Source organism: Mesorhizobium sp. M0051 (assembly GCF_040323235.1).
Lineage (GTDB): Bacteria > Pseudomonadota > Alphaproteobacteria > Rhizobiales > Rhizobiaceae > Mesorhizobium.
Genome location: NZ_JAMYUT010000033.1, coordinates 49222 through 69868, shown reverse-complemented (window position 1 = coordinate 69868; position 20647 = coordinate 49222). Strand labels below are relative to the sequence as shown.

15 protein-coding genes and 1 pseudogene are annotated in these 20647 nt (G+C 61.1%); 5 read left to right on the top strand and 11 right to left on the bottom strand.

Annotated elements, in window-relative coordinates; genetic code table 11:
* Positions 1-13: 13 nt before the first annotated feature.
* Positions 14-697 (top strand): GntR family transcriptional regulator, encoded by a 684-nt coding sequence (locus tag NKJ90_RS27490; protein WP_023737066.1) that lies wholly within the window; start codon positions 14-16, stop codon positions 695-697.
* Between the two features lie 45 nt (positions 698-742).
* Here the strand turns inward: NKJ90_RS27490 and NKJ90_RS27485 are convergent, their stop codons facing one another.
* The 11 genes from NKJ90_RS27485 to NKJ90_RS27435 form a co-directional block, all read right to left on the bottom strand.
* Positions 743-2536: a hydantoinase B/oxoprolinase family protein gene (locus NKJ90_RS27485; RefSeq protein WP_352487241.1), complete on the bottom strand. Its 1794-nt coding sequence runs from the start codon at positions 2534-2536 to the stop codon at positions 743-745.
* A gap of 30 nt (positions 2537-2566) precedes the next feature.
* The gene (locus NKJ90_RS27480) at positions 2567-4627 is read right to left on the bottom strand and encodes a hydantoinase/oxoprolinase family protein (protein ID WP_023768621.1); all 2061 of its coding nucleotides are present in this window, start codon (positions 4625-4627) and stop codon (positions 2567-2569) included.
* 16 nt (positions 4628-4643) lie between these two features.
* Positions 4644-5633: an ABC transporter permease gene (locus NKJ90_RS27475; RefSeq protein WP_031258573.1), complete on the bottom strand. Its 990-nt coding sequence runs from the start codon at positions 5631-5633 to the stop codon at positions 4644-4646.
* The gene (locus NKJ90_RS27470) at positions 5626-6597 is read right to left on the bottom strand and encodes an ABC transporter permease (RefSeq protein ID WP_352487240.1); all 972 of its coding nucleotides are present in this window, start codon (positions 6595-6597) and stop codon (positions 5626-5628) included. The genes NKJ90_RS27475 and NKJ90_RS27470 overlap by 8 nt, the downstream gene beginning before the upstream one ends.
* Positions 6597-8099: a sugar ABC transporter ATP-binding protein gene (locus NKJ90_RS27465; protein WP_352487238.1), complete on the bottom strand. Its 1503-nt coding sequence runs from the start codon at positions 8097-8099 to the stop codon at positions 6597-6599. The genes NKJ90_RS27470 and NKJ90_RS27465 overlap by 1 nt, the downstream gene beginning before the upstream one ends.
* A 75-nt stretch (positions 8100-8174) precedes the next feature.
* Positions 8175-9245, bottom strand: a complete 1071-nt coding sequence (gene torT / locus NKJ90_RS27460) for a TMAO reductase system periplasmic protein TorT (protein WP_352487237.1) — start codon at positions 9243-9245, stop codon at positions 8175-8177.
* Positions 9246-9440: 195 nt separating this feature from the next.
* A complete protein-coding gene (locus tag NKJ90_RS27455) occupies positions 9441-10214 on the bottom strand; it encodes an SDR family NAD(P)-dependent oxidoreductase (protein ID WP_352487235.1) in 774 nt (257 codons plus the stop codon).
* A 1081-nt stretch (positions 10215-11295) separates the two neighbouring features.
* Entirely contained in the window at positions 11296-11739 is a 444-nt protein-coding gene (locus tag NKJ90_RS27450) for a hypothetical protein (protein WP_352487234.1), read from the bottom strand.
* 690 nt (positions 11740-12429) lie between these two features.
* Positions 12430-12936 carry a GIY-YIG nuclease family protein gene (locus tag NKJ90_RS27445; protein WP_031204411.1) on the bottom strand — a complete coding sequence of 169 codons (507 nt, stop codon included), beginning with the start codon at positions 12934-12936 and terminating at the stop codon, positions 12430-12432.
* Positions 12937-13027: 91 nt separating this feature from the next.
* The gene (locus tag NKJ90_RS27440) at positions 13028-13897 is read right to left on the bottom strand and encodes a nucleotidyl transferase AbiEii/AbiGii toxin family protein (RefSeq protein ID WP_023685599.1); all 870 of its coding nucleotides are present in this window, start codon (positions 13895-13897) and stop codon (positions 13028-13030) included.
* Positions 13885-14946 carry a type IV toxin-antitoxin system AbiEi family antitoxin gene (locus NKJ90_RS27435; protein ID WP_352487233.1) on the bottom strand — a complete coding sequence of 354 codons (1062 nt, stop codon included), beginning with the start codon at positions 14944-14946 and terminating at the stop codon, positions 13885-13887. Before NKJ90_RS27435 ends, NKJ90_RS27440 begins: the two co-directional genes overlap by 13 nt.
* 1253 nt (positions 14947-16199) lie before the next feature.
* Here NKJ90_RS27435 and NKJ90_RS27430 point away from each other — a divergent pair.
* The 4 genes and pseudogenes from NKJ90_RS27430 (at position 16200) to nadC (ending at position 20625) form a co-directional block, all read left to right on the top strand.
* On the top strand, positions 16200-17165 hold the full coding sequence (locus NKJ90_RS27430) for an NUDIX hydrolase (RefSeq protein ID WP_352487231.1): 966 nt from the start codon (positions 16200-16202) through the stop codon (positions 17163-17165).
* Between the two features lie 67 nt (positions 17166-17232).
* Positions 17233-18206 (top strand): annotated as a pseudogene (nadA, locus tag NKJ90_RS27425) (quinolinate synthase NadA).
* Positions 18203-19744, top strand: coding sequence for an L-aspartate oxidase (locus NKJ90_RS27420; RefSeq protein WP_352487230.1), 1542 nt, complete (start codon positions 18203-18205; stop codon positions 19742-19744). The pseudogene nadA and the gene NKJ90_RS27420 overlap by 4 nt, the downstream one beginning before the upstream one ends.
* Positions 19744-20625: a carboxylating nicotinate-nucleotide diphosphorylase gene (gene nadC / locus NKJ90_RS27415; RefSeq protein WP_352487229.1), complete on the top strand. Its 882-nt coding sequence runs from the start codon at positions 19744-19746 to the stop codon at positions 20623-20625. Before NKJ90_RS27420 ends, nadC begins: the two co-directional genes overlap by 1 nt.
* Positions 20626-20647 lie beyond the last annotated feature (22 nt).

Genomic DNA, 20647 nt, shown 5'->3' with positions numbered 1-20647 from the left:
GCAGCGGTGGACCATGAGCACGATGCAGCCAATCGAGCAAGGCAGTCTGTCGGCGAGAACTTATATCTCGCTGCGCGAAGCCCTGATCGCCGGCAATTTCCGGCCTGGCGAAAGACTGTTGATGCAGGATCTGGCGCAACGGCTGGGCACCAGCGTCACGCCTGTGCGCGAGGCCTGTTTCAGGCTCGTCAGCGAGCAGGCGCTGGAACTGCGGTCAGGGCGGTTCATCACCGTTCCAGAGCTGACCCGGTCGCGTTACTGGCAGGTCCGGCTCATTCGCATCGCGCTCGAGGGACTAGCGGCCGAACTCGCCGTTGAGCATGTTTCGGAGAAGGACATTGCAAAACTGGTCGAGATCCATCGCGATTTCGTGGCCGGCGAAACGTCCGGCGATGCTGACCGCGCCCGTCGCGCCAATCGTGAATTCCACTTCGGCGTCTACCGCCTGTCCAAGATGGATATGCTGATCGCCCAGATCGAAAGCCTGTGGGTCTCGATGGGCCCTATCCTTAACGTGTATTATCTGCAGGCCGAGAACGATTACATCGGTGCGGAGGAGCACGAGACGCTGATCGAAGCGTTCCGGACCCGCAACAAGAAGGTGGCGCGTAAGGCGATCGAACGCGACATCGTGCGCGGTGGCATGAACCTGTTGCGGTATTTCGACGAGCAGGACGCGGCCGCCAAGCGGGCGTGATCGAAGCCGCCGGTCATTTGCTGGCGACCTCTTCTTCGCGCTGGCTCAGGCCGCCCGAAGGCGCGCGGTGGCGTCCTGGTCGACGACCCAGACGCCCTGCTCGGCGTCCAGCACCAGGGCCACCTTGTAGGATTGGCGAGCCGCTTCGCTCGTCAGCCAGCCGCGGTCAACGCTGGCCGCGACACGGCGGACATCGCGCTTGGTCGGGTCGCCGTAGCCACCGCCGCCACAGGCAACGAACTCGATGCGCTCGCCGGCGCGACACGCCTCCTCATGGAACGCAGGCAATTCCACCAGCTTGCCGTCCGTGCCGCGCTTGGCGCTGCGACTGGCCTTGGCGTCACCGCCGCCGAGCACGCCGCGCGGCGGAAAAGTTGTGCCATCGGCCGAGTAGACCAGTGTCATCTCGTGGTCGACGGGATAGAAGACACCGCCCACCGCGGGAGCGCCCTCGAACTCGCCAATGCCTTGGGTATCCGCCACCACGCCGCGCGATTCAATGATGATGGGATACATGGATTCGTCCACCTCCACGGAATCCAGCGCGATCAGGCCGCCATTCGCCGGCCCGCAATATGTCAACCAGCCGTCATAGCCGTGACGCGCGCCGCCGCCGGCGTAGCCAATGAAGACCTGGTTGACGTAGGGCTGCCCGTCCTTGAACGGATCCTTGCCCGAAATCACCCCGATCCCCGCCGGCAGGTGCGAGCCGCTCTCGGCCTGGCCATAGGGTTCTCCCATCGTCGAGAACACGCAATTGCCGGCGATGATCAACCGGTCGTTGACATTGGTGGTCGCCACCGAGGTGCCTACGGGGTAGCGGGGTTTGCCAACCACGCTTCCCTCCCGCATCAACACCTTGATCCGGCTCTTGGCGCCCTCGTTGTGCGGGATGCCGTCGTCGAGATTGTTGAAGACGCCAATGCGGCACGAGCCCGTGCAGGTGTTTTCCGAAAGGTTGAGACCACCAGGGACGTTATCCATGTTGTCACGCACATCGACCGTGATCTCGCCGGCTTCAGGGTCGACATCGATGGTGATCCGGACCGGGATGCCCTCCTCCGCCACGCCGGGGACCGGGTCATGGCGGACCTCGTAGGAGAACTTGCCCTTCGGCAATTTGGCGATTTCGGCCATGGCGCGACGTGCACCGTAGTCGAACCAGTCCTCGACAAAATCCAGCAGCGTGTCGCGGCCGTATTTTTCAAGCAGTTCCAATAGACGGCGTCGACCGGTCCTGCAGGCGCCGATCTGGGCGCGCACGTCGCCCAGCCAGATGTCTGGAACACGGTTGCGCATCATGCCGATGCGCAGGATGTCCTGCTTCTCCCTGTGCTGTTCGACCACGCGCACGCAGGGAAAGTGGATGCCTTCCTCATAAACGTTCTTGGCGAATGGCAGATAGGTCGAAGGCGTCGGCGCGCCAGTATCGGCGTGATGGGAAAGCGCCACGGCCCAGAACAGCGGCTTGCCGTCGAAAAAGATCGGCATCGCCATGATCAGGTCGGCATGATGGGTGCCGCCCGTGTATGGGCAGTTGTTGAGGAAGATGTCGCCGTCGGCGATATCGTCGAACAACTCCGTTATCGGACGGGTCGCCAGATCCATCGACATGACGTGGATCGGCAGCGCGTCCTCGGTGGAAACGAGGCGGTGATCATAGGTCAGGATCGCACAGCTCAGGTCGCGGGCGTTCTTGATCACCGCCGAGCGGCTGGCCCGCATCACGACCAGCGTCATTTCCCGCACGACGGCCTCGAACCGGCTTTTGAGAACCGACATCAGGAACGGATCGACGCGGCGCGTTGGCGTCTCCAGGCGAATGACAGGTGAATTCATTTTATGATGCCTTGCTCGGGAAGGTTGGTGTCAATCGACGGTCACGACGATGTTGCCTTGTGGGTCGACGCGCCCGCGATGTCCGTCCTTGAGGAAGGCGGTGAACGTCGTCGCCTCCACCAGGCATGGCCCATCAAGCGCCGCCCCCGCGCCCAGCTGGTCCATGTCGTAAACAGGCAGAGAGCTCGTCCGCCGGGTTTCATGCAAATAAGCTGACCGATGGGTCTTGGCGACCGGCGCCGTCGCCTGGTCGGCCAGCCTGAAATCCTTCCAGGCATCCTGATTAGCCCGCTTGCCCACCGCGCGCAGCTTCCAGTTGGTGAATTCGACAATGTCGCGGTCGGATCTGATCGAATAAATGCGTTCGTGCATCTGATGAAACGCTTCGACGAGACTTGGGAGTTTTTCCGCTTCGAGGCGCGGCTCATTGGCCTCGAAATGGACCTCGATTTCCCAGGACTGGTACTCGTAGCGACCAAGAAAGGAGAACTCGAAACGCCGCAGCTCGGGCTCAACGCCGGCCTGTTCGAGGAATGCCTCGCCCGACACCTTCAACCGCGCCAGGATGTCGGAGACGCCAGCGGCGTCGAAGCGCCGGGTCGAGGTCAGGAAAACCGCGCTTTCCTCGCGCGTGATATCAGAGATCAACCCGCCGAACGCGCTCAACCCAGCCATGAAGCGCGGGATCATGTAGCGTTTCAAGCCCAATATGTCGGCCATCTCGGCGATGTGGATGGCGGTCGCGCCGCCGCCGCAGACAAAGAAACTGTCGCGTGGGTTTATGCCCTCGCGAATGGTGATTTCCTCGATGGCCCCGACCATGTTGTGGTTGCTGGTGGTCTGGATGGCGTAAGCCGCGTCGAGCAGCGGGATGCCGAGCCGCGTCGCGATGCTCGCGACCGCTTTCTCGGCCAGTTCGCGGCTGATCTTGATCCGGCCGCCTAGAAAATAATCCGGGTCAATGATGCCGAGCACGACATTGGCATCGGTGACCGTCGGCGCGGTGCCGCCCGCTCCGTAGCATGCCGGCCCCGGCCGCGCGCCAGCGCTCTGAGGTCCGACCCGCAGCAGGCCGCCATCGTCGACCCAGGCAATCGACCCGCCGCCGGCGCCGACCGATCTCACATCCACCTTCGCGATCCCCAGCGAGTCGTCGTGGATCATGCTGTCCGGGGTGACGATGATCTGGTGGTCGCGCAAAGCCGAGACGTCGAATGTGGTGCCGCCCATGTCACCGACGATGACATTGGCTTCGTCGCTCAGCGCCAGCGCGGCCATCGGCGCCAGCGTCGGCCCCGACATGACGCTGTAGATTGGCCGCCGCAGCATCTCGGCGGGAGGCATCATTCCACCGACGCAGTTGGCCAGCAGCAGCTCGCCCTGGAAACCAGCCTGCGACAGTGCTTGCCGCAAGTCCTCGATATAGGTGCGCACGATCGGATTGATCGACGCGTCGATAGCGGCCGCGATGATGCGCTTATACTCGCGCGACATCGGATTGACTTCATGGCTAAGCGTCACCGGGATCTCGGGCCATGCCTGCGCGATGATTTCGCGCACCGTTGTTTCATGGATGGGATTGACGACCGACCAAAGCAGACCGACCGCTATCGCTTCGACCCCATAGCGCCGGAAGTCGGCTATCGCCGCCTCGACATCGGATCTCGACAGAGGCGTGAGCTCCCGCCCGCGCGCATCGACGCGGCCCCGCGCCGTCTTCGTCAGGTGGCGCGGGACATAGGGCTCGGGATAGTCGAGCCGCCACTGGAAGGCGCCCTTGCGCGGCCCCTCGCGCAGGACGAGGATGTCCTGATGTCCTTCGTTGAGGATCAATCCGACCTTGACGGTCTTGCGCTCGACCAGCGCGTTGGTCGAGACGGTCGAGCCGTGTACGATCAAGTCGATCTTGGTCATGAACGTCGCGGGATCGAGCCCGTATCCGGCCGCCGCCACGTGCAGCACGTTGATGAATCCCTTCTCGAATTCGCCGGGCGTGGTGGGCGATTTGAAGATCGAGATTTTCCCACCGGGCTCGGAAATCAGGCAATCGGTGAAGGTTCCGCCGATATCGATGCAGACTTGATAAGCCATTTAAGGTCCGAAGCTGTTAGCGTTTCTTGTAATCGCGGCCCAGTATCAGGCTGGCCAGAATGATGAGGCCCAAAAGAACCTGCTGCAGATAGCCGTCGACCTGCATGAGGTTCATGGCGTTGGAAATGACCGTGATGAACAGGGCACCGAGCAGAGCCGCGGTGACGCCTCCTTCGCCGCCGGTCAGGCGCACGCCACCGACCACCGCCGCCGCTATCGATTCCAGGGTCAGGTTGCCGCCAAGATTGGGCTCGCCCGATCCGGTGCGCGCGGTGAGCAGCATGGCGCCAATCGCGGCCAGCAGCGAGCAGACCACGTAGTCGATCGCAACGACGCGTCCGGTTCGAACGCCCGCCGCCGTCGCCGCGCGAGGGTTGGCGCCGATGAGATACAGGCCGCGGCCGAACACGGTGAAGCGCAAGACCAGGAAGAGCAGTGCGAAACACAGCGCGGCGAACACGATGGGCACCGGAATGCCGATCAGCCGTCCCTCCGCCAAGGCGTCCGTGAAGGCCTCGGGAACGCCCGGCACGGGAAAGCCGCCGCTGACGGTTGAAGCCAGTGCCATGACAATGTTGGCCATGCCGAGCGTCGTCACCAACGGGTTGATGCCGATACCGGCGATGAGGACGCCGTTCAGCCCGCCGATCAGCAGCCCGACGCCGAGGCCGGCGGCGATTCCCCACAGGATCGGCATATCGCCGGTTCCGGTCATCACCATCGCCGATATGACGCTGACGAGCGAGACGGTGAAACCAAGCGACAGGTCGAAGCCGCGCGTCAGCAGCACCATGGTCTGCGCCATGGCAAACAGTGCGAGATAACTCGTCTGGATCGCGATGTTCCAGAGATTGCCGCTTGAAACAATGCGCGGGTCGAGCAGACCGAGAACCAGCAGGGCCAGGAATACGAGCCCCGGCAGCTTGGCCTGCGCCGCGAACTGGCGGATGTCCGGGCGAGCGCGGTCAAGAACAACCGGAGCCGCCATGTCTGGACGATCAGACATTGGCCCGCCTCCCCTGAACAATTCGGTCGAAAGCCAGTGCGCCGATGAGCACCGAACCCAGCACCAGGGTCTGGAATTTGCTGTCGATCTGCGTGAGGTTCATCGCATTGGCGATGATCGCCAGGCACAGCGCCGCCATGGCGACGTTCTCGGCGCGGCCTGAGCCGCCGCGCAATGAAACGCCGCCGATCACCGCCGCTGCGATCGTCTCCAGTCCGAGCGTCCCGCCGATCGTCGACTGGCCGGAACCGATACGGGCGGTGATCAGCACGCCGGTGAGTGCGGCCAGGAGACCGGAGAGCACATACGCGGTAATCAACACATGGTGTGTGCGCACTCCCGACAGTCGGGCGGCGCCGACGTTGCCGCCGACGGCGTAGAAGTGGCGCCCGAGCGCGGTCCGACGCTGCAGAATGATGGCGATGGCGATCACCACGATCGCCAGCAGCAAGACCGGCGGCAGGCCAAGCACCTGCCCTCGCCCGATGGCATAGACGAAGGCGTCGGAAACGCCATAGATCGGGATACCCTGCGTGTAATAGAGCGTAAGTCCCGCGACGATCGACAACGATGCCAATGTCACCATGAAAGGTGATAGGGAAAGGCGCGCCACCAGCGTGCCGTTTACCAGGCCAACACAGGCGCCGCTGGCCAAGGCCAGCGCTACCGGCATCAGCAGCTGGAGCCCATGCGCGTCGGGCATCGCGGCCATCGCCGCGGCCGTGACCACGGACGCCAAGGCCATGGTGGCGCCGACCGACAGATCAAAACCGCCGGTGGTCATGACGATCATCTGGCCGATCGCCGGAACCGCCAGGAAGGAGAAATTGCGCAGGACGTTGAGGATGTTCAGGCGGTTCAGAAAACGCGGTTCGATGATCGCGGCCGCGGCCGCGACCGCGACCAGAAGCAGGATGACGATCCCGCCTGTTTCCAGAAAACGGCGCCGCAGCGTGTCAGGCATCATGCCGCCTCCGTGGCGCCGGTTTCGGCGTCGAAATAGTGACGCAGCACAGTCGCCTCGGTGATGCCGTCGCCCTTGAGTTCGGCGACTATGCGCCCTTCACGCATGACATAGACGCGCTTGGCCAGGTGAACGAGCTCCGGCAGTTCGGACGATGACAGCAGAATGGCCGCGCCATTCTCCACCAGGCTTTTCATAAGCCTGTAGACCTCGCTTTTGGCGCCGACGTCGATGCCAACCGTCGGTTCATCGAAAATATGGACCGAGACCGGGCGCATCAGACCGCGCGCCAGCACGAGTTTCTGCTGGTTTCCTCCCGAAAACGACGACGCCGCGCGTTCCGGCGCCATCGGTCGCAGCCCCAGGGTCTTTAACGGCGCGGCTATCGCCCGGCGCTCTCGCCACGACTTGAGCAGTCCGCCCTGGGACAGTCTCGGATCGTCCAGGGCGGCCATGGTCACATTCTCGCGGCCCGGGCGGGTGAGGGCCAGTCCTTCAGCGCCGCGATCAGCCGGATAGTAACAAAGTCCGGCACGCAACATGCTGTGCGGCACTGGCGCTCGAACCACCGCGCCATGGAGCTCGATCTCACCGGACGTCACCCGCTCCAAGCCGAACACGGCCCGGCAAAGTTCGCTGCGGCCGCAGCCAACCAAGCCTGCCAGGCCGACGATTTCGCCAGCTCTGACCACGATGGAGGCATCGGATAGGGTGCCGGAGACACTGATCCCCCTGGTCGCCAGCACGATTTCGGCGGGGCGCTGGCTGATTGACGGATAAAGTCGTTCGACCGGCTGGCCGACCATCATCTCAATGAGCGCAGCATCGGATGCCGCGGCGATGGCCACTGTGTCGATCTTGCGCCCTCCTCGCAGCACCGTGACACGGTCCGCGAGCCGACGGATCTCCGCCATGCGGTGCGACACATAGATGATCCCGACGCCGCGGGCCTTGAGGCCCGCGATGGCGGCGAACAGTTTTTCCGCTTCACCGTCGGTGAGCGACGCGGTCGGTTCGTCGAGGATGAGTATCTTGGCATCCGAAAGCATGCCTTTGGCAATCTCGACCATCTGCTTTTGCGCCCGGGTCAGCGTTTCGATCTTGCTGTCCAGCTCGACGTGAAAGCCAATGTCGCGGAAGCGTTCTTCCGCGCGGGCACGCATCGCGCGCCGATTCAGGAAAAGCCTTCCTTTGATCTCGCGTCCAAGAAACAGGTTCTCCTCGACCGTGAGGTCGGGGACGAGACTGAATTCCTGGAATACCGCCGCGACGCCGGCATCGCGGGATTTCTGTGGGGTCAGCGCGGAAATGGTTTGGCCGTCGATACGGCAAGAGCCTTCGGTCCAGCCGTAGGTTCCCGCTATCAGATTGATGAGCGTCGACTTGCCAGCGCCGTTTTCGCCGAGAAGGGCATGGACCTCGCCGCTCAACAGCGAGAAATCAACGCCGTCAAGCGCCACCACACCCCCGAAACGCTTCGTCATACCCGTAAGTTCAAGCATCTTTTGACACCACCGAGATCGAAGCAGAAAGGGCGGCAGGCCAAGGCCGAGGTCTGCCGCCCATCGAAGATGGGACTATTGTACCGAAAATTCAGGCTTCCACCCATCGGGCGCGAAAATCTGCGTCGGGTCGATCTTGTCGACGTTATCCTTGGTCACGATACCCGGCGCCACCAGCAGAACCTTCTCATAGTCCTTCTTTTCCAAGGCGCGCACCGCGAGGTCGACGCTGATGCGGCCCATCATGACCGGATACTCGGCGGCAAAGCCAAGCACCTTGCCTTCCTTGACCAGCTTCAGCATCGTCTGGTTCTCGTAGGACGACATGATCACGACATCGTCGCGGCCGGCGTCGGCGACGGCACTGACGGCCGCTTCCGCCGCCGCGGCCCCGCCCCAGATGACATTGAGATCCGGATAGGTCTGCAACGCGTCCTCGACGAGGCGTAGGCTCTGTGGAACGCCGGGCTCCCCATAGAGCTCGGCCGCGAGCTTGATGTTGCCGGTTTTGGTGCTGTCGCGGAAGCCCGCCATATAGCTCTCAGCCCAGCCCGATCCCTGCGGACCCGGCAGGCCGATCGCGGTCGTCTTTTTGTCGCCGAGATACTTCTTGAGGTACTCACCCTCCTGAAAACCCTTCTGGTAGGTATCGGGAGTGATGCGCGCGGTGATCGGGGTTTCCAGGATCGGATTGGCGACGGCGATCTGGACAAGACCCTTGGCGTCGCCCTCCTTCAGCTTGGCCGCCAGACCGGCTTCCGAGATGGCGGCGACGAGGATGCCCTGGGCGCCGGATGCGACGCAATCGTCATATTGCGACAGCTGCTTTGGCAGTGCGTCATAGCCGCCGGCCTGCAGGACCGTCACTTTGACACCCAGGCGCTTTGCTTCTTCGACGATGCCGTAGTCGACCGAGACCCAGTAGCTGTCCTTGAGGTGCGGAAACAAGACGCACAGGTTCCAGGGCTTCTCGGCCTTTTCCAGCGGCACATAGTCGAGTGCCTCGACTTTTTTCAGATCGCCGCCCTTGGCCGCGTTGATCTTGAAGGGCCACCAATCCTTGGCTTGGGCGGCGTTGGGCAGGACGGCCACGCTGGTGACGAAAGCCGCCGCGAGCATGGATTGGAAAGCGCGAGTCTTGGTCATGTGATTCCCCATTTGTTTCGTGTGTTCCCGGGTGGGGAGCCGACGAATTCGCCGGCTCCCCGGTCTGCCTTGGGAGCAGAGATATCTGCCGATGCGTGGAAGTCACCTTTTCGGCGAATGCGCCTTGGGGTCGTCCGCGCTGTCGCTCATTCACATCGCCACCGTACTACTTATAAGTTATAAGTCAACAGGCTTTCATACGCTGGTGCTAATTTCAGGCAGGGTGAGCGTCTTCAATCCCGCGCCCTCGCCGCCGTCGACCGGCATGACGATGCCGTTGACGAAGGATGAAGCGCGCGACAGCAGCCAGGCCACGGCCTCGGCGACGTCTTCGGGAGTTCCCAATCGACCCACTGGAATGCGGCTTTCCAGCAGAGCCCTGCGGCCAGGAATGGCTAGCGTGCCCGCCATCATCCTTGTTGCGATCTGGCCGGGGCAGACGGCATTGAGGCGAACGTCGCTGATCTCCAATGCCAGCGACAAGGTCAAGGCGATCAGCGCGGCCTTGGAGGCCGAGTAGATGGCCAGACCCTCCTCGCCCATCAGCCCGGCCACCGATGACATCATCACCACCGATCCGCGCGCCGCGCGCAGGCCTGGCAGCGCCGCGCTGATGAAGACGAACGACGAGCGCGCATTCACCCTCATGATCTCGTCCCAATCGCTCAGGGTGGCGGTCTCAAAAGCCCCTCGCCCCGTCATGCCGGCGTTGTTGACCAATCCGGCTATCTTTCCGTTACCGAGCATCATCGCGGTATTGATGACCGTTCGGCATTGGGCTTCGTCGCGCACATCACAGGCGATGAAATGTGCATTGGCGAGGCTGGATACGATTTCTCGTGCGGCAGCCTCGTCGCGACCCGTGAAGACGACGGCCGCGTTCTCCTGCTCGGCAAGGCGCCGGACACAGGCGGCGCCGATGCCATGCGTGCCGCCGGTTACGACATAGACACTCTCTTTTTCTCTCATGGTTCAGCCTTATGAATGATTGGCCCAACGAGCCAGGTTGCGCTGTCACGCTTCCAGCAAGGCTCGCGCAATTCGGTTGTGGTCCCGCCCACGGTGGGGTGGCTCACTGCGCGCGTCGATCGTGTTCACGGGCGTGGCGCCGCCGGTGGTCGGATAAAGGCATGTCGGAGCACGCAGCCTGCGCCGCGTTCAGTCAGTGTAAGTCGCGCTGAAAACCAAGCTCCAGCACGCCCGAAGCGTCATGGCCTCGACGAACCGCGGCGGTCCGGCGCTGACAAGACACAGTCTTTGATGATGTTGAAACCCGGGCATCCAGTGGCGTTGCGATCGTAAGCTTCGAAGACACCCATTGTCAGGTGGAGCCACAGAAAAATTCTTATCGTGGAACTGCGGCATTCGGCTATGCGAAAATATCACTGTTAACCCTCGACGCCCCCCGGCGATGCTGCTCATCATTCGACGGCCCACAAATAGACTTCCAAGCTAGGTAGTGAGGGTCACGAGACGCGCACTCCGCAGACACGAACAAACGCTGTGACGCGTCCCCTGCCCAAAGTCTGTGTTAACTTATAACTTATAAGGCGACTGTCAAGAATAGCGGCTGTGGTGTTCTAGCGTTGAGGGACCGGTTAGGCTGCGGCTGATGGAAAGACATGGCTGCATGGCGATGGCAGTGCGGTTCCGGACTGCCATTATGCGACTTTCGAGGCACAAATCATGAACATGGGACGACGGATATTTGGTTCGAACTCGCGAGCCCGTTCGAGGGGACCGGCCCAAAGTGCTACCTAGACTACTCTGAACTCGCGGCAGCGTTTGCCGCTGACTGATCAAATGCCAGCCGCAATCGCTCCATTTCCGGGCGACTGTGTTCGCGGGCGGCAAAGGATCCCACGGCAAGCGCCGGGCTGAGGCATGGATTTTCGCAATGTTGCCATGCTCGTCTGGGCGGCGCCACCCACAAGAAGCTTGATCCTATGAATCGGAATATGCAATTGCACGCGCCGGTGCGGCGATGCATCGAACGTTTTGATCCGGCTGGGACGCCGTGTACGAAATGCCGCCTTCGGCCTCATCGCGGTCATCGACGGTAAATGGCTCGATCGATCCGCCGGCCGACAGGTGGAGAGGGATAAGGAAGGACTAGCAACCGACGCGCACGGATTTGGGGATTCAGCCGTATGAGGTAGCGAAGCACGGTCAGAATATCCGCCGTTGTGCCGTTCCAACGCAGCACCCGAAGTTGGTTGACCGGCTTGTAGATACCGGCGCCCCCGGCGATGGCGTCGAGGGCGACTAGTACGAGGGCGAAATAGCCATAGGAAAAGGTATTGTCATTTGTCCACCGATCGAATGATACCGCGAAGAGGCGTGGCGCGGCACGCCATTTCCGAAGGATCTCCACCATTTCGGGATCTTCCTCGAGCTGGTCTCGAATATCCTCGAGAAAACGCCGCTTCGTGCGCGCCTTGAATTCGCTATGCAGATCGGCGAATGCAACATCGAAGCGCGATTTCCTCGCCATAGGCCCCCTGCGTCATTGAATGTTTGATCGACTAGCGTTGGACTAGAGTTGTTGTTTTCGGATTGCTCCATTGAACCGCCGTCGAGGACAGCGAAGAAGTGTTTGTCGTCAGCGTCAAGATCTCGAAGCTTGACGAATAGCTCTGAGGCGCCAGGATAGCCCTGAAGCCGCATAAGCCCCCGAACTTCGCGGTCCCAGAGCGCCTGGATCGCGGAGCTGTCTCCTACGGGTTTATTCCAGAGCTTGACGTAGTATAGGTCTCCAGCATCTTCGGCCTGCCACAGATCAGGAACTCCTCTCTTGGCGTCCCCACCTACGATCCGACGGATCAGTCGATACCGCCCCACCCTCTGTTCAGCCATCCGATCCCCACCCAGAAATGTTACTCGCAAGACGTTGGGCATCGGTTTGAAACAATGCGCAAAGGATTTGTTTCATCTATTTCTTCGCAATACTAGCTTGAGTTGTTCGGTCCTTCTGCGCCGCGGTCAGTCGGCCCGAACCGGCCCAACCCTCCACTTTGGTACCGACACCGACGAAAGCAATTAAACGGCCGCGGTTCCGCTAGTGCGGGGCGAGTCCGACCTGCACCGGCCGGCCAAACGTCAAGACCATTCCTGGTCAAGCTCTCGAGTGGGGACGAGGCCACCATCGGCTTCCCGGGTCGGTATGCTCGTAGCGTATATCCTGCTAGACCTGATCATCAGCATCGTACGTGCGTTCCGAGACCCCGCACTCAAGGCACACGTCGCCACCATGGTTCTCGCTGTAGGTCCAGCCACCCGCCCACCCGCAGTTGGGACAGAATTCATAGCAGTCGAGCTCGCCCCATAGCCATGGACTAGCATATTCCGGAACCGCGTCCCTATCATAGGAAATGATCTCAAAGGCATCTTGTCCGACAGAGATGTAAGCCCTCGATGAAAAGAGCTTCAGGGCAGAAATAACGTCGTCTGCCGACAGGAAAAACCATTCTCCCGAATCTGCCTTGTGGTCGAATATGAGGTGCAACCGCCGTTCGACCACGCGGTCTTCGGAAATCGATCCGGTCCGAATTTCTCCCATCAACGCAACTCTACGCCGATTGCCAGTCTGCAGGTTGGCTATGCGGCGATCGACCGCCTGCGAGCGTCCGACCTTCACATAAAGACGGCCGGCAAGGCTGTTGTCCAATTCAGTGATAAAATAGACGGTCATTGTAGCATTCAGGATATTCAGCTACGCGCTTCAACCCCGCTGCACTCCCAAAAGAAAAATTGCTAGCGAGGAACGGCAGCAGCGCGGTCACCTACTCTCTCCAGCCAAGTGCACGGAGCCACGCATCGACCTGACCAAATGCATCCTGCTGCCATTGTTCGGCGGTGCGTTCCCCGAGAATTTGGGTGTCCTGCACGAACTGGCGGACGCTAGTGGGGCCAAAACTATCAACCGCCTCGAACTTGCCGGCAATAAACCCGAAGCCCTCTTTGCCTTCCTTGTGAGCGAGAACCGGCTCGCAATCCGCGGCAAGTGCATCGGGGCCACCTGGATAGTTTCGAACGCAGTAATAGATGTCGTATGCATCCTTCCTCTTCAGGCGGTTCTCGATTGCGTAGCCCTTCATTGCGAGGAGGGCGGGGATCGATGCGACGGCGATGTTGACGTGGTTCGCGCCTCCATCCGGCATCTCGCCCGAAATCGCAACGAGGTTGTAAAAGCGTAAGGCCAATTCGGCACCCGATGCCCGCTGCACGGCAAAATGCTCGATCAGCGGTGGTTTGTTCTTTGTGAAGACGGCGTCGAAAGGACGCAAGAAGTCGACAACCACATCGATCGGACCTCCACCATCATCGACAGGCACTGTCCGAACAAGCTGGAACAGACGGTGATCGTCACGCTGCTCATACCCATTCCCCATAAGTGCCTCGACAAGTCGGGCGTATTCGCCATCTCCAAGTGCCTCCGTATCGAGGCCCAGATCGACGTCGAGAGTTCCGACATGCGGCATTTCTTCGTTTTCTAGGAGGAGCCAAGGCACCGCGCCGCCAATCACGGCGAACTTGCCTTTGAAACTGCCGAGTATCTGACCAATTTCCAGTAGAACCGATTTCACGGCCGCGGTGGTGCGGTCGTCGTAGTCGGCGGCCGATTGCGGATCGGGCGGTACTACTGGAGCCATTGCAATTTCTCCTGCCGCAAATGGTCAGCGGCTTCCTGTCCCCTCTCCCCGGATATCACCAAATCAAGGTAAGTTTGAACAGGACTTGTGCAAACGACGCCGGGCGCCGGCTCGATTGTATCAAGCAGTGGCCCTTCATCCTTCAGGATCGTGATCACAACGTTTTCACCCTTCGCCGCCGACGACAGCTTGAGGGCATGCCGCAGACGGTCGAGACCTCCGCAATCTGCGTAGAAGAACTGGCTGCCTACCCGAGCATATGGCGCAATCCATTGCGCTGCCGAGAACGATGCGAGGATCGCTCGGTCAATTCGATTCGACGCACCAAGCACATCGCGAACGACCTGGTCGAACGCTTTGCCGTGCAAGGTAGTGTAGAAGGTTTGGCGATCACCCGCTGGCGGCTCATAAGAGTTCCGCCAAGCGTCCAGAACCGCTGCCGGCCGAAAAAGCGACATGCCATCGTCGCCGATTTTCGCCCACTCCCGATCCACAAGCGCAGCGCGGACATTGCTGACGTGGCCGAGACTGACACCGGCTGCTTCCGCAAGCTCGGTGACGCGCCAGGGATGGTGTGGATCGCGCAACATCACTCTCAGAACCTGCGCGGACTTCGGTTTGAAGATCGACTTCAACTCGCGGCGTTCGATTGCGGGTCGGGTCGGAACCTTACGCTCAATAAATATGCCGTCGAAAGCGAGCCGGCAATTTCCCTCGAAATCGAGGAAGCCCACATTTTCTTCCTGGCAAAGAGCCTGTGCTTCTGGAGAAAGAAAGGGCGCAATGAACACAGGAATTGCGCCTTTTCCTATGTGGTTTACCGCCCTTCGCACCTGGAGTAGGCCCGAGTGAACGTGGCGCGGCTGTCCGCTCGACTTGACCTCACAGACGAGAATATGTGTGCGCCCGAAGGCGCTGATATACGCAAGAATATCGATTTCGCGATCGAAAGCGTCGGCTTCAACCTCTACATTCTCGATGGAAACGGGCGGAATATCGTTTAAGACGGCCCGCAGAGCGTCCGCAGCTTGATGCTCAATGCTTTTCAATGAGTCGCCCGATTTCAGCATCCGCTGAAAATGGCTGACCTACTGAAATATGTCAATCGCAATTTCACAAAATATGGCGGTTTCAGCGGGATGTTGAAATTCGACCAAGAGTGAAAATCTTGAGTTAGCTTCGCCCGTGCCCCAATCAATCCATCTTATGTCGATGGCCGCGACCTGAGTATCGAAAGGCGTCAACTAAAGGCGCCTTCACCAAAATCATCGATAGCGCGCCAGACGCCTGCGAACCTCGGGTGTCAAACGGCTTCCAAAACTGACCCTCGATCGGCGTCCAATTTTCACTCAATCCGACCGTGCGTGGCTTCCCTGATACACCCCTCTCTCCCTTCAAGTTTCGGCGAACAGCTATGTCCTGCGTTGATTTCGGATGGTGAGCGAACTTGCGACCTCAAAGCGATCGGGTTTGAACCCATTGGCAGCAACGTGGCTGGACCAGCGCTGGAGCCGCTTTTGATCATTAAGAATGGAAAGAGCGCTTTATCCCAATTAGGCAACGTATAAATGCATTTCCTCGGACGATATTTAATCAGAAGTTGCTTTTATGTCACTTTTATGGACTAACAGTTGGACAACTGCACATTTCTACTCGGACAAACTGTACATAACGGCGGACAAACACGCTTCGCGCACGTTAATGCTTGGATTGTGCACAGGCTCAATCGCTGATCCGAGCACGAACTCAATGGTGTGATTACACCGCGGAAAACGCTCGAAGCGCAGATCAGCGACCGCCGCCCCCGCTCACTTTTCTCCTGGGCGCTGACGGAAGCGTGGCTTTTATGAGCGTTCGATTATAATCCGAGTGACTATAAGGGGAAGTCAATCCCCCGCGTCGCATTTTCGCCGAGTTCTGCCGTGTCATTGAAAGGCAGCACCGCGAATGACAAAGCTTTGCCCGGTCTTTTGCGGTGAATAGCAGCTCTATCTCTGCCAATAATACGTGGGGTCGAGCCACGTAGCCGGCGCCCGCTATCTTCGAGGATTCCCGCCCCCGTGCAGGGTTACTTGAGGCCCCGGTCACTCCACAATGGCAGAGCCTCTCGGACCGCCGAGCGCGGCTTACTTGTGCTGCCCCAGGGTCAGGTGCCGCGAACGTCGCTTCTGAAACATGCCGGGTGTAGACCGAAGGTCTAAGCCTTTCATAGAGCAGCCGAGTTGACAGGCGAAATGGCCTGTTACACGCTGGTTAAATCGATTAGGATTCGCAGGGAAAACTCTGCCCAACCCAGGCAACCATGGACGATCGCCCAAAAGCAACACGCAACGGTAGGGCCGCCGCCAAGGCCAAAGAAGTCGAAGCGGAGCTGATTGCCGTTGTCGTGTCCGTCAATGACGGTGAACCAGCGGTCCTCACCATCGGGCAGGGGGATTGCCTGCCCTCGGGGCCGTTCGCGCTGGAGCATCGATCGCTGCAGTCAGGTCTTAGGGCGTGGGTCGAGCAGCAGACTGGTCATCCCCTCGGCTATATTGAGCAGCTCTATACGTTCGCTGATCGCGACCGCGCCGACGGGCGCCAGCAGCGCGTCATTTCCATCAGCTATCTCGCTTTGACCCGGAAGGAACATGCCACCGGCGCATCGGCCTGCGCCTGGCGGAGCTGGTACGATTATTTTCCGTGGGAGGACCACCGCCTCGGAACACCGAAACTGATTGCGGATGTTCTGAAGCCGCGTCTGCTTGCCTGGGCGGCTGCAGTTGAGGAGGCTGCGATTGCCCGTGAACGACGGCGGCGGGCTGCCATTGCTTTCGCGTTCGAGGACCGACCCTGGAATGAAGAGTTGGCGCTCCAGCGCTATGAGCTGCTTTACGAGGCGGGTCTGGTGGCAGAGGCCACCCGCGACGAACGGTCGATCGCATCCGACTCAACAGCCGGGACAACGATGGTTGCCGACCATCGCCGCATCCTGGCCACGGGCCTTGCGCGCCTGCGCTCGAAGATCAAATACCGGCCAGTCGTCTTCGAGCTGATGCCGCCGGTGTTTACGCTGCTGCAGCTGCAACGGACCGTGGAAGCCCTGGCAGGCCGGCTGATCAACAAGCCCAACTTTCGCCGGCTCATAGAGCAGCAAGAACTGGTCGAGGAGACTGGCGAGACGTCCCTGGATACGGGCGGCCGCCCGGCCAAGCTCTATCAGTTCCGCCATGCCGTGCTGGACGAAACTGCCGTGGCGGGGACAAAATTGCCTCTGGCCCGGGGTTGACACACTCTTATAGTCAACCTAGATATATACCCCTTATAGTCGAATGGATTATAAACGGGAGGCGCCGGTGAGCGGGACGATACCTTCGGCCGCGTCCCTGTATCAGCGCGTCCAGCGCATCATCCCCCCAGTGGAATGGGCGGCTTTCAGCGATGACGTCGAGGCTATTCTCGAGCTCAAGCACGAGCGCAACGCCGTCATCCTGGCCCACAACTATCAAACACCCGAGATTTTCCACTGCGTCGCCGACATCGTCGGCGACAGCCTGGCGCTGGCCCGCAAGGCAATGACCGTCGATGCGGACATCATCGTGCTCGCCGGCGTGCATTTCATGGCTGAGACGGCGAAGCTCCTCAATCCGGACAAGGCGGTGCTCATTCCGGATCTTGGCGCCGGCTGCTCGTTGGCGGACTCGATCACGGCGGACGACGTGCGGCTGATGCGGCAACGCTACCCTGGCGTGCCGGTCGTGACCTACGTCAACACGTCCGCTGCCGTGAAGGCCGAGTCGGACATCTGCTGCACCTCCGGCAACGCGTTGGCTGGGTGGAGTCGCTTGGCGTTGAGCGGGTGATCATGCTGCCCGACGAATACCTGGCCAGGAACATCGCGGCACAGACTTCGGTCGAGATCATCGCCTGGAACGGTCATTGCGAAGTGCATGAGCGCTTCAAGCCAGCCGACATTCGCGAGCTGCGGGATGCCTACGCTGGCGTTACCGTGCTTGCCCATCCTGAATGCCCGCCGGAAGTTGTCGCGGTTGCCGATTTCGCCGGCTCGACCGCGGCGATGTCGGATTTCGTCGGACGGCACAAGCCTGCGCGCGTCGTGTTGATGACCGAATGCTCAATGAGCGACAACGTCGCCATCGAGCACCCCGACGTCGAATTCGTGCGCCCTTGCAATCTCTGTCCGCATATGAAGCGTATCACGCTCGCCAACATTCGCACGGCGCTGCAGGAAACCCGCCACATCGTGACCATCGATGCTCGAGTGGTTGATGGTGCTCGGCGTGCGGTCGAGCGGATGCTTGCCGTATGACGCCAGAGGTCGGCGACATCAGGGGAGCGCCCGTGATCATCGGCGCTGGCGTTGCCGGGCTGATGACCGCGCTTCATCTGGCGCCGCATCCCGTTTACCTTCTGTCCCCGACGCGGCTCGGGACCGAAACCTCCAGCACACTCGCGCAAGGCGGGCTGGCGGCAAGCCTCGGCGCTGACGACAGTCCAGACCTCCATCTTGCAGATACGCTTGCTGCAGGTGATGGCCTCTGCGACGAAAGTGTGGTCAGACGCGTTTTGAATGCGGCAGATCGAGCCATCGAGAATTTGATGGACTTGGGCGTCGCCTTCGACTGCTCGTGGGACGGGACACTGCGGCTCGGGCTCGAGGCAGCGCATTCCCGTCGCCGGATCGTCCATGCCGGGGGTGACTCTACGGGCCGCGAGCTTGTACGCGCGCTCATCATCGCTGTGAGGCGAACGCCTTCGATCACAATTCTGGAAGGCATGGAAGCCCGCCGGCTCATTGTGGAAAATGGTGCGGTCAGCGGCGTTGTGGCGGCAAAAGGTGGACAGGCGATTATATTTCCGACGCGCCGCGTGGTTCTTGCGAGCGGCGGTATCGGCGCCCTGTTCAGAGACACGACCAATCCGGCCGGCTCATTCGGGCACGGCCTGGCGCTCGCCGCATGCGCCGGTGCGGAACTCGCCGATCTGGAATTCATCCAGTTCCACCCGACGGCGCTCGACGTTTCGCATCGGCCTATGCCGTTGGTGAGCGAAGCGGTCCGCGGCGAAGGCGCAGTCCTGATCGACGAGTGCGGGCACCGCTTTCTATGCGATACGCCTGGCGGCGAGCTGGCATCGCGCGACGTCGTGGCACGGGCCGTATGGCAGCAGCTTGGCACCGGACATCGTGTTTACCTTGATGCCCGGCAGTCCCTCGGCCAGAAGTTCGCCAAGCGCTTCCCAGCTGTGACCCGGCATTGCCGGGACGCCGGAATCCATCCGGCAGTCGAGCCCATCCCGGTTCGCCCAGCGGCAATTTATCACATGGGCGGCGTGGCCGTGGATGCCGCGGGCCGCAGCACGGTGTCGGGCTTGTGGGCTTGCGGTGAGGTTGCCTGCACCGGTCTGCACGGGGCGAACCGGCTTGCCAGCAACTCGCTGACCGAGGCCGTGACGACCTCGTTGTGGGTCGCGCAAAGCGTAGCTGCCGCTCCTGCAGGCTGGCAGTGGCCAAGGCTTGTCGCAACGGCACCCCCGCGGCCCGACCCCTCCTCCGTTCGCCACGCGGTCTCTAATGGGCTCGGTGTTATACGGGACGGGCAAGCACTATCCGACACCGTGGAAACGCTGCTGCCGATCGCGGTTCGCAACACTGGCGCTTCCGATCCCGCCTTGATCGCGCTGATGATCGCCATTGCAGCGCTTCGACGCGAGGAAAGCCGCGGCTCGCATTGCAGGTCGGACTTCCCCACACGCAGGGCGCAGGCCCGGTCTTCGCGCTTGACCCTCGCCTCAGCAATGACGGTTGCGGCCGAACTTAGTCTGCGGCCCGCGGAACGGAGTGCCTGATGACGTCACCTCCACCCCTTCCCGGGATCGTGATCGAGCCGATCGTGCGTAGCGCTCTACTTGAGGATCTGGGCAAAGCCGGTGACCTTACCAGCGATGCGATTATACCCTTTGACTGCAAGGCCACCTTTGCGTTCAGAGCACGGCAGTCTGGCATTGTTGCCGGTCTTGATCTGGTAGCCTACGCTTTCATGCTTGTTGATCCGTCGATCGACATAAATTTTGGACGTCTGGACGGCAGCAGGATCGCGGCGGGTGAGACCATTGCAAGGGTGAGTGGACCGGCGCGTGGAATGCTTGCGGCCGAGCGTACAGCGCTCAATTTTCTCTGCCATCTCAGCGGCATTGCGACGGCAACGGCCGAGATCGTCGAGGCGGTGCGCGGTCAGAAAGCACGGATCGTCTGCACGCGAAAGACGACGCCCGGCCTACGCGCGCTGGAAAAATACGCCGTGCGCGCCGGCGGCGGCGCCAACCACCGCTTCGGGCTGGATGATGCCGTGCTCATTAAGGACAATCACATCGCCATTGCCGGCGACATCCGCACGGCCATTGAGCGGGCGCGCGCCGCGGTCGGCCATATGGTCAAGGTCGAGGTCGAGGTCGACACGCTCGACCAGCTCGAGATCGCGCTAGGCGCCGGGGTCGACGCCATCCTGCTGGACAATATGTCCGTCAAGCAACTGACCCGAGCGGTGGCAATGGTCGACGGCCGCGCGACCACCGAGGCCTCGGGTCGCATAACGCCGGCAACGGCACCAGCCGTAGCGGCAACCGGGGTCGACCTCATTTCTATTGGGTGGCTTACGCACAGCGCGCCAATCCTCGACATCGGCATGGACGTGCCTATCGAAGCATGCATCCAGAAGCATCTGAACTGAATAGAGCGCGCTCCATATAGGA

Excerpts from the sequence above, each read along its gene's own strand:
- NKJ90_RS27490 (WP_023737066.1), top strand. The coding sequence starts at position 14 with ATGAGCACGATGCAGCCAATCGAGCAAGGCAGTCTGTCGGCGAGAACT.
- NKJ90_RS27485 (WP_352487241.1), bottom strand. The coding sequence starts at position 2,536 with ATGAATTCACCTGTCATTCGCCTGGAGACGCCAACGCGCCGCGTCGAT.
- NKJ90_RS27480 (WP_023768621.1), bottom strand. The coding sequence starts at position 4,627 with ATGGCTTATCAAGTCTGCATCGATATCGGCGGAACCTTCACCGATTGC.
- NKJ90_RS27475 (WP_031258573.1), bottom strand. The coding sequence starts at position 5,633 with ATGTCTGATCGTCCAGACATGGCGGCTCCGGTTGTTCTTGACCGCGCT.
- NKJ90_RS27470 (WP_352487240.1), bottom strand. The coding sequence starts at position 6,597 with ATGCCTGACACGCTGCGGCGCCGTTTTCTGGAAACAGGCGGGATCGTC.
- NKJ90_RS27465 (WP_352487238.1), bottom strand. The coding sequence starts at position 8,099 with ATGCTTGAACTTACGGGTATGACGAAGCGTTTCGGGGGTGTGGTGGCG.
- torT (WP_352487237.1), bottom strand. The coding sequence starts at position 9,245 with ATGACCAAGACTCGCGCTTTCCAATCCATGCTCGCGGCGGCTTTCGTC.
- NKJ90_RS27455 (WP_352487235.1), bottom strand. The coding sequence starts at position 10,214 with ATGAGAGAAAAAGAGAGTGTCTATGTCGTAACCGGCGGCACGCATGGC.
- NKJ90_RS27450 (WP_352487234.1), bottom strand. The coding sequence starts at position 11,739 with ATGGCGAGGAAATCGCGCTTCGATGTTGCATTCGCCGATCTGCATAGC.
- NKJ90_RS27445 (WP_031204411.1), bottom strand. The coding sequence starts at position 12,936 with ATGACCGTCTATTTTATCACTGAATTGGACAACAGCCTTGCCGGCCGT.
- NKJ90_RS27440 (WP_023685599.1), bottom strand. The coding sequence starts at position 13,897 with ATGGCTCCAGTAGTACCGCCCGATCCGCAATCGGCCGCCGACTACGAC.
- NKJ90_RS27430 (WP_352487231.1), top strand. The coding sequence starts at position 16,200 with ATGGACGATCGCCCAAAAGCAACACGCAACGGTAGGGCCGCCGCCAAG.
- NKJ90_RS27420 (WP_352487230.1), top strand. The coding sequence starts at position 18,203 with ATGACGCCAGAGGTCGGCGACATCAGGGGAGCGCCCGTGATCATCGGC.
- nadC (WP_352487229.1), top strand. The coding sequence starts at position 19,744 with ATGACGTCACCTCCACCCCTTCCCGGGATCGTGATCGAGCCGATCGTG.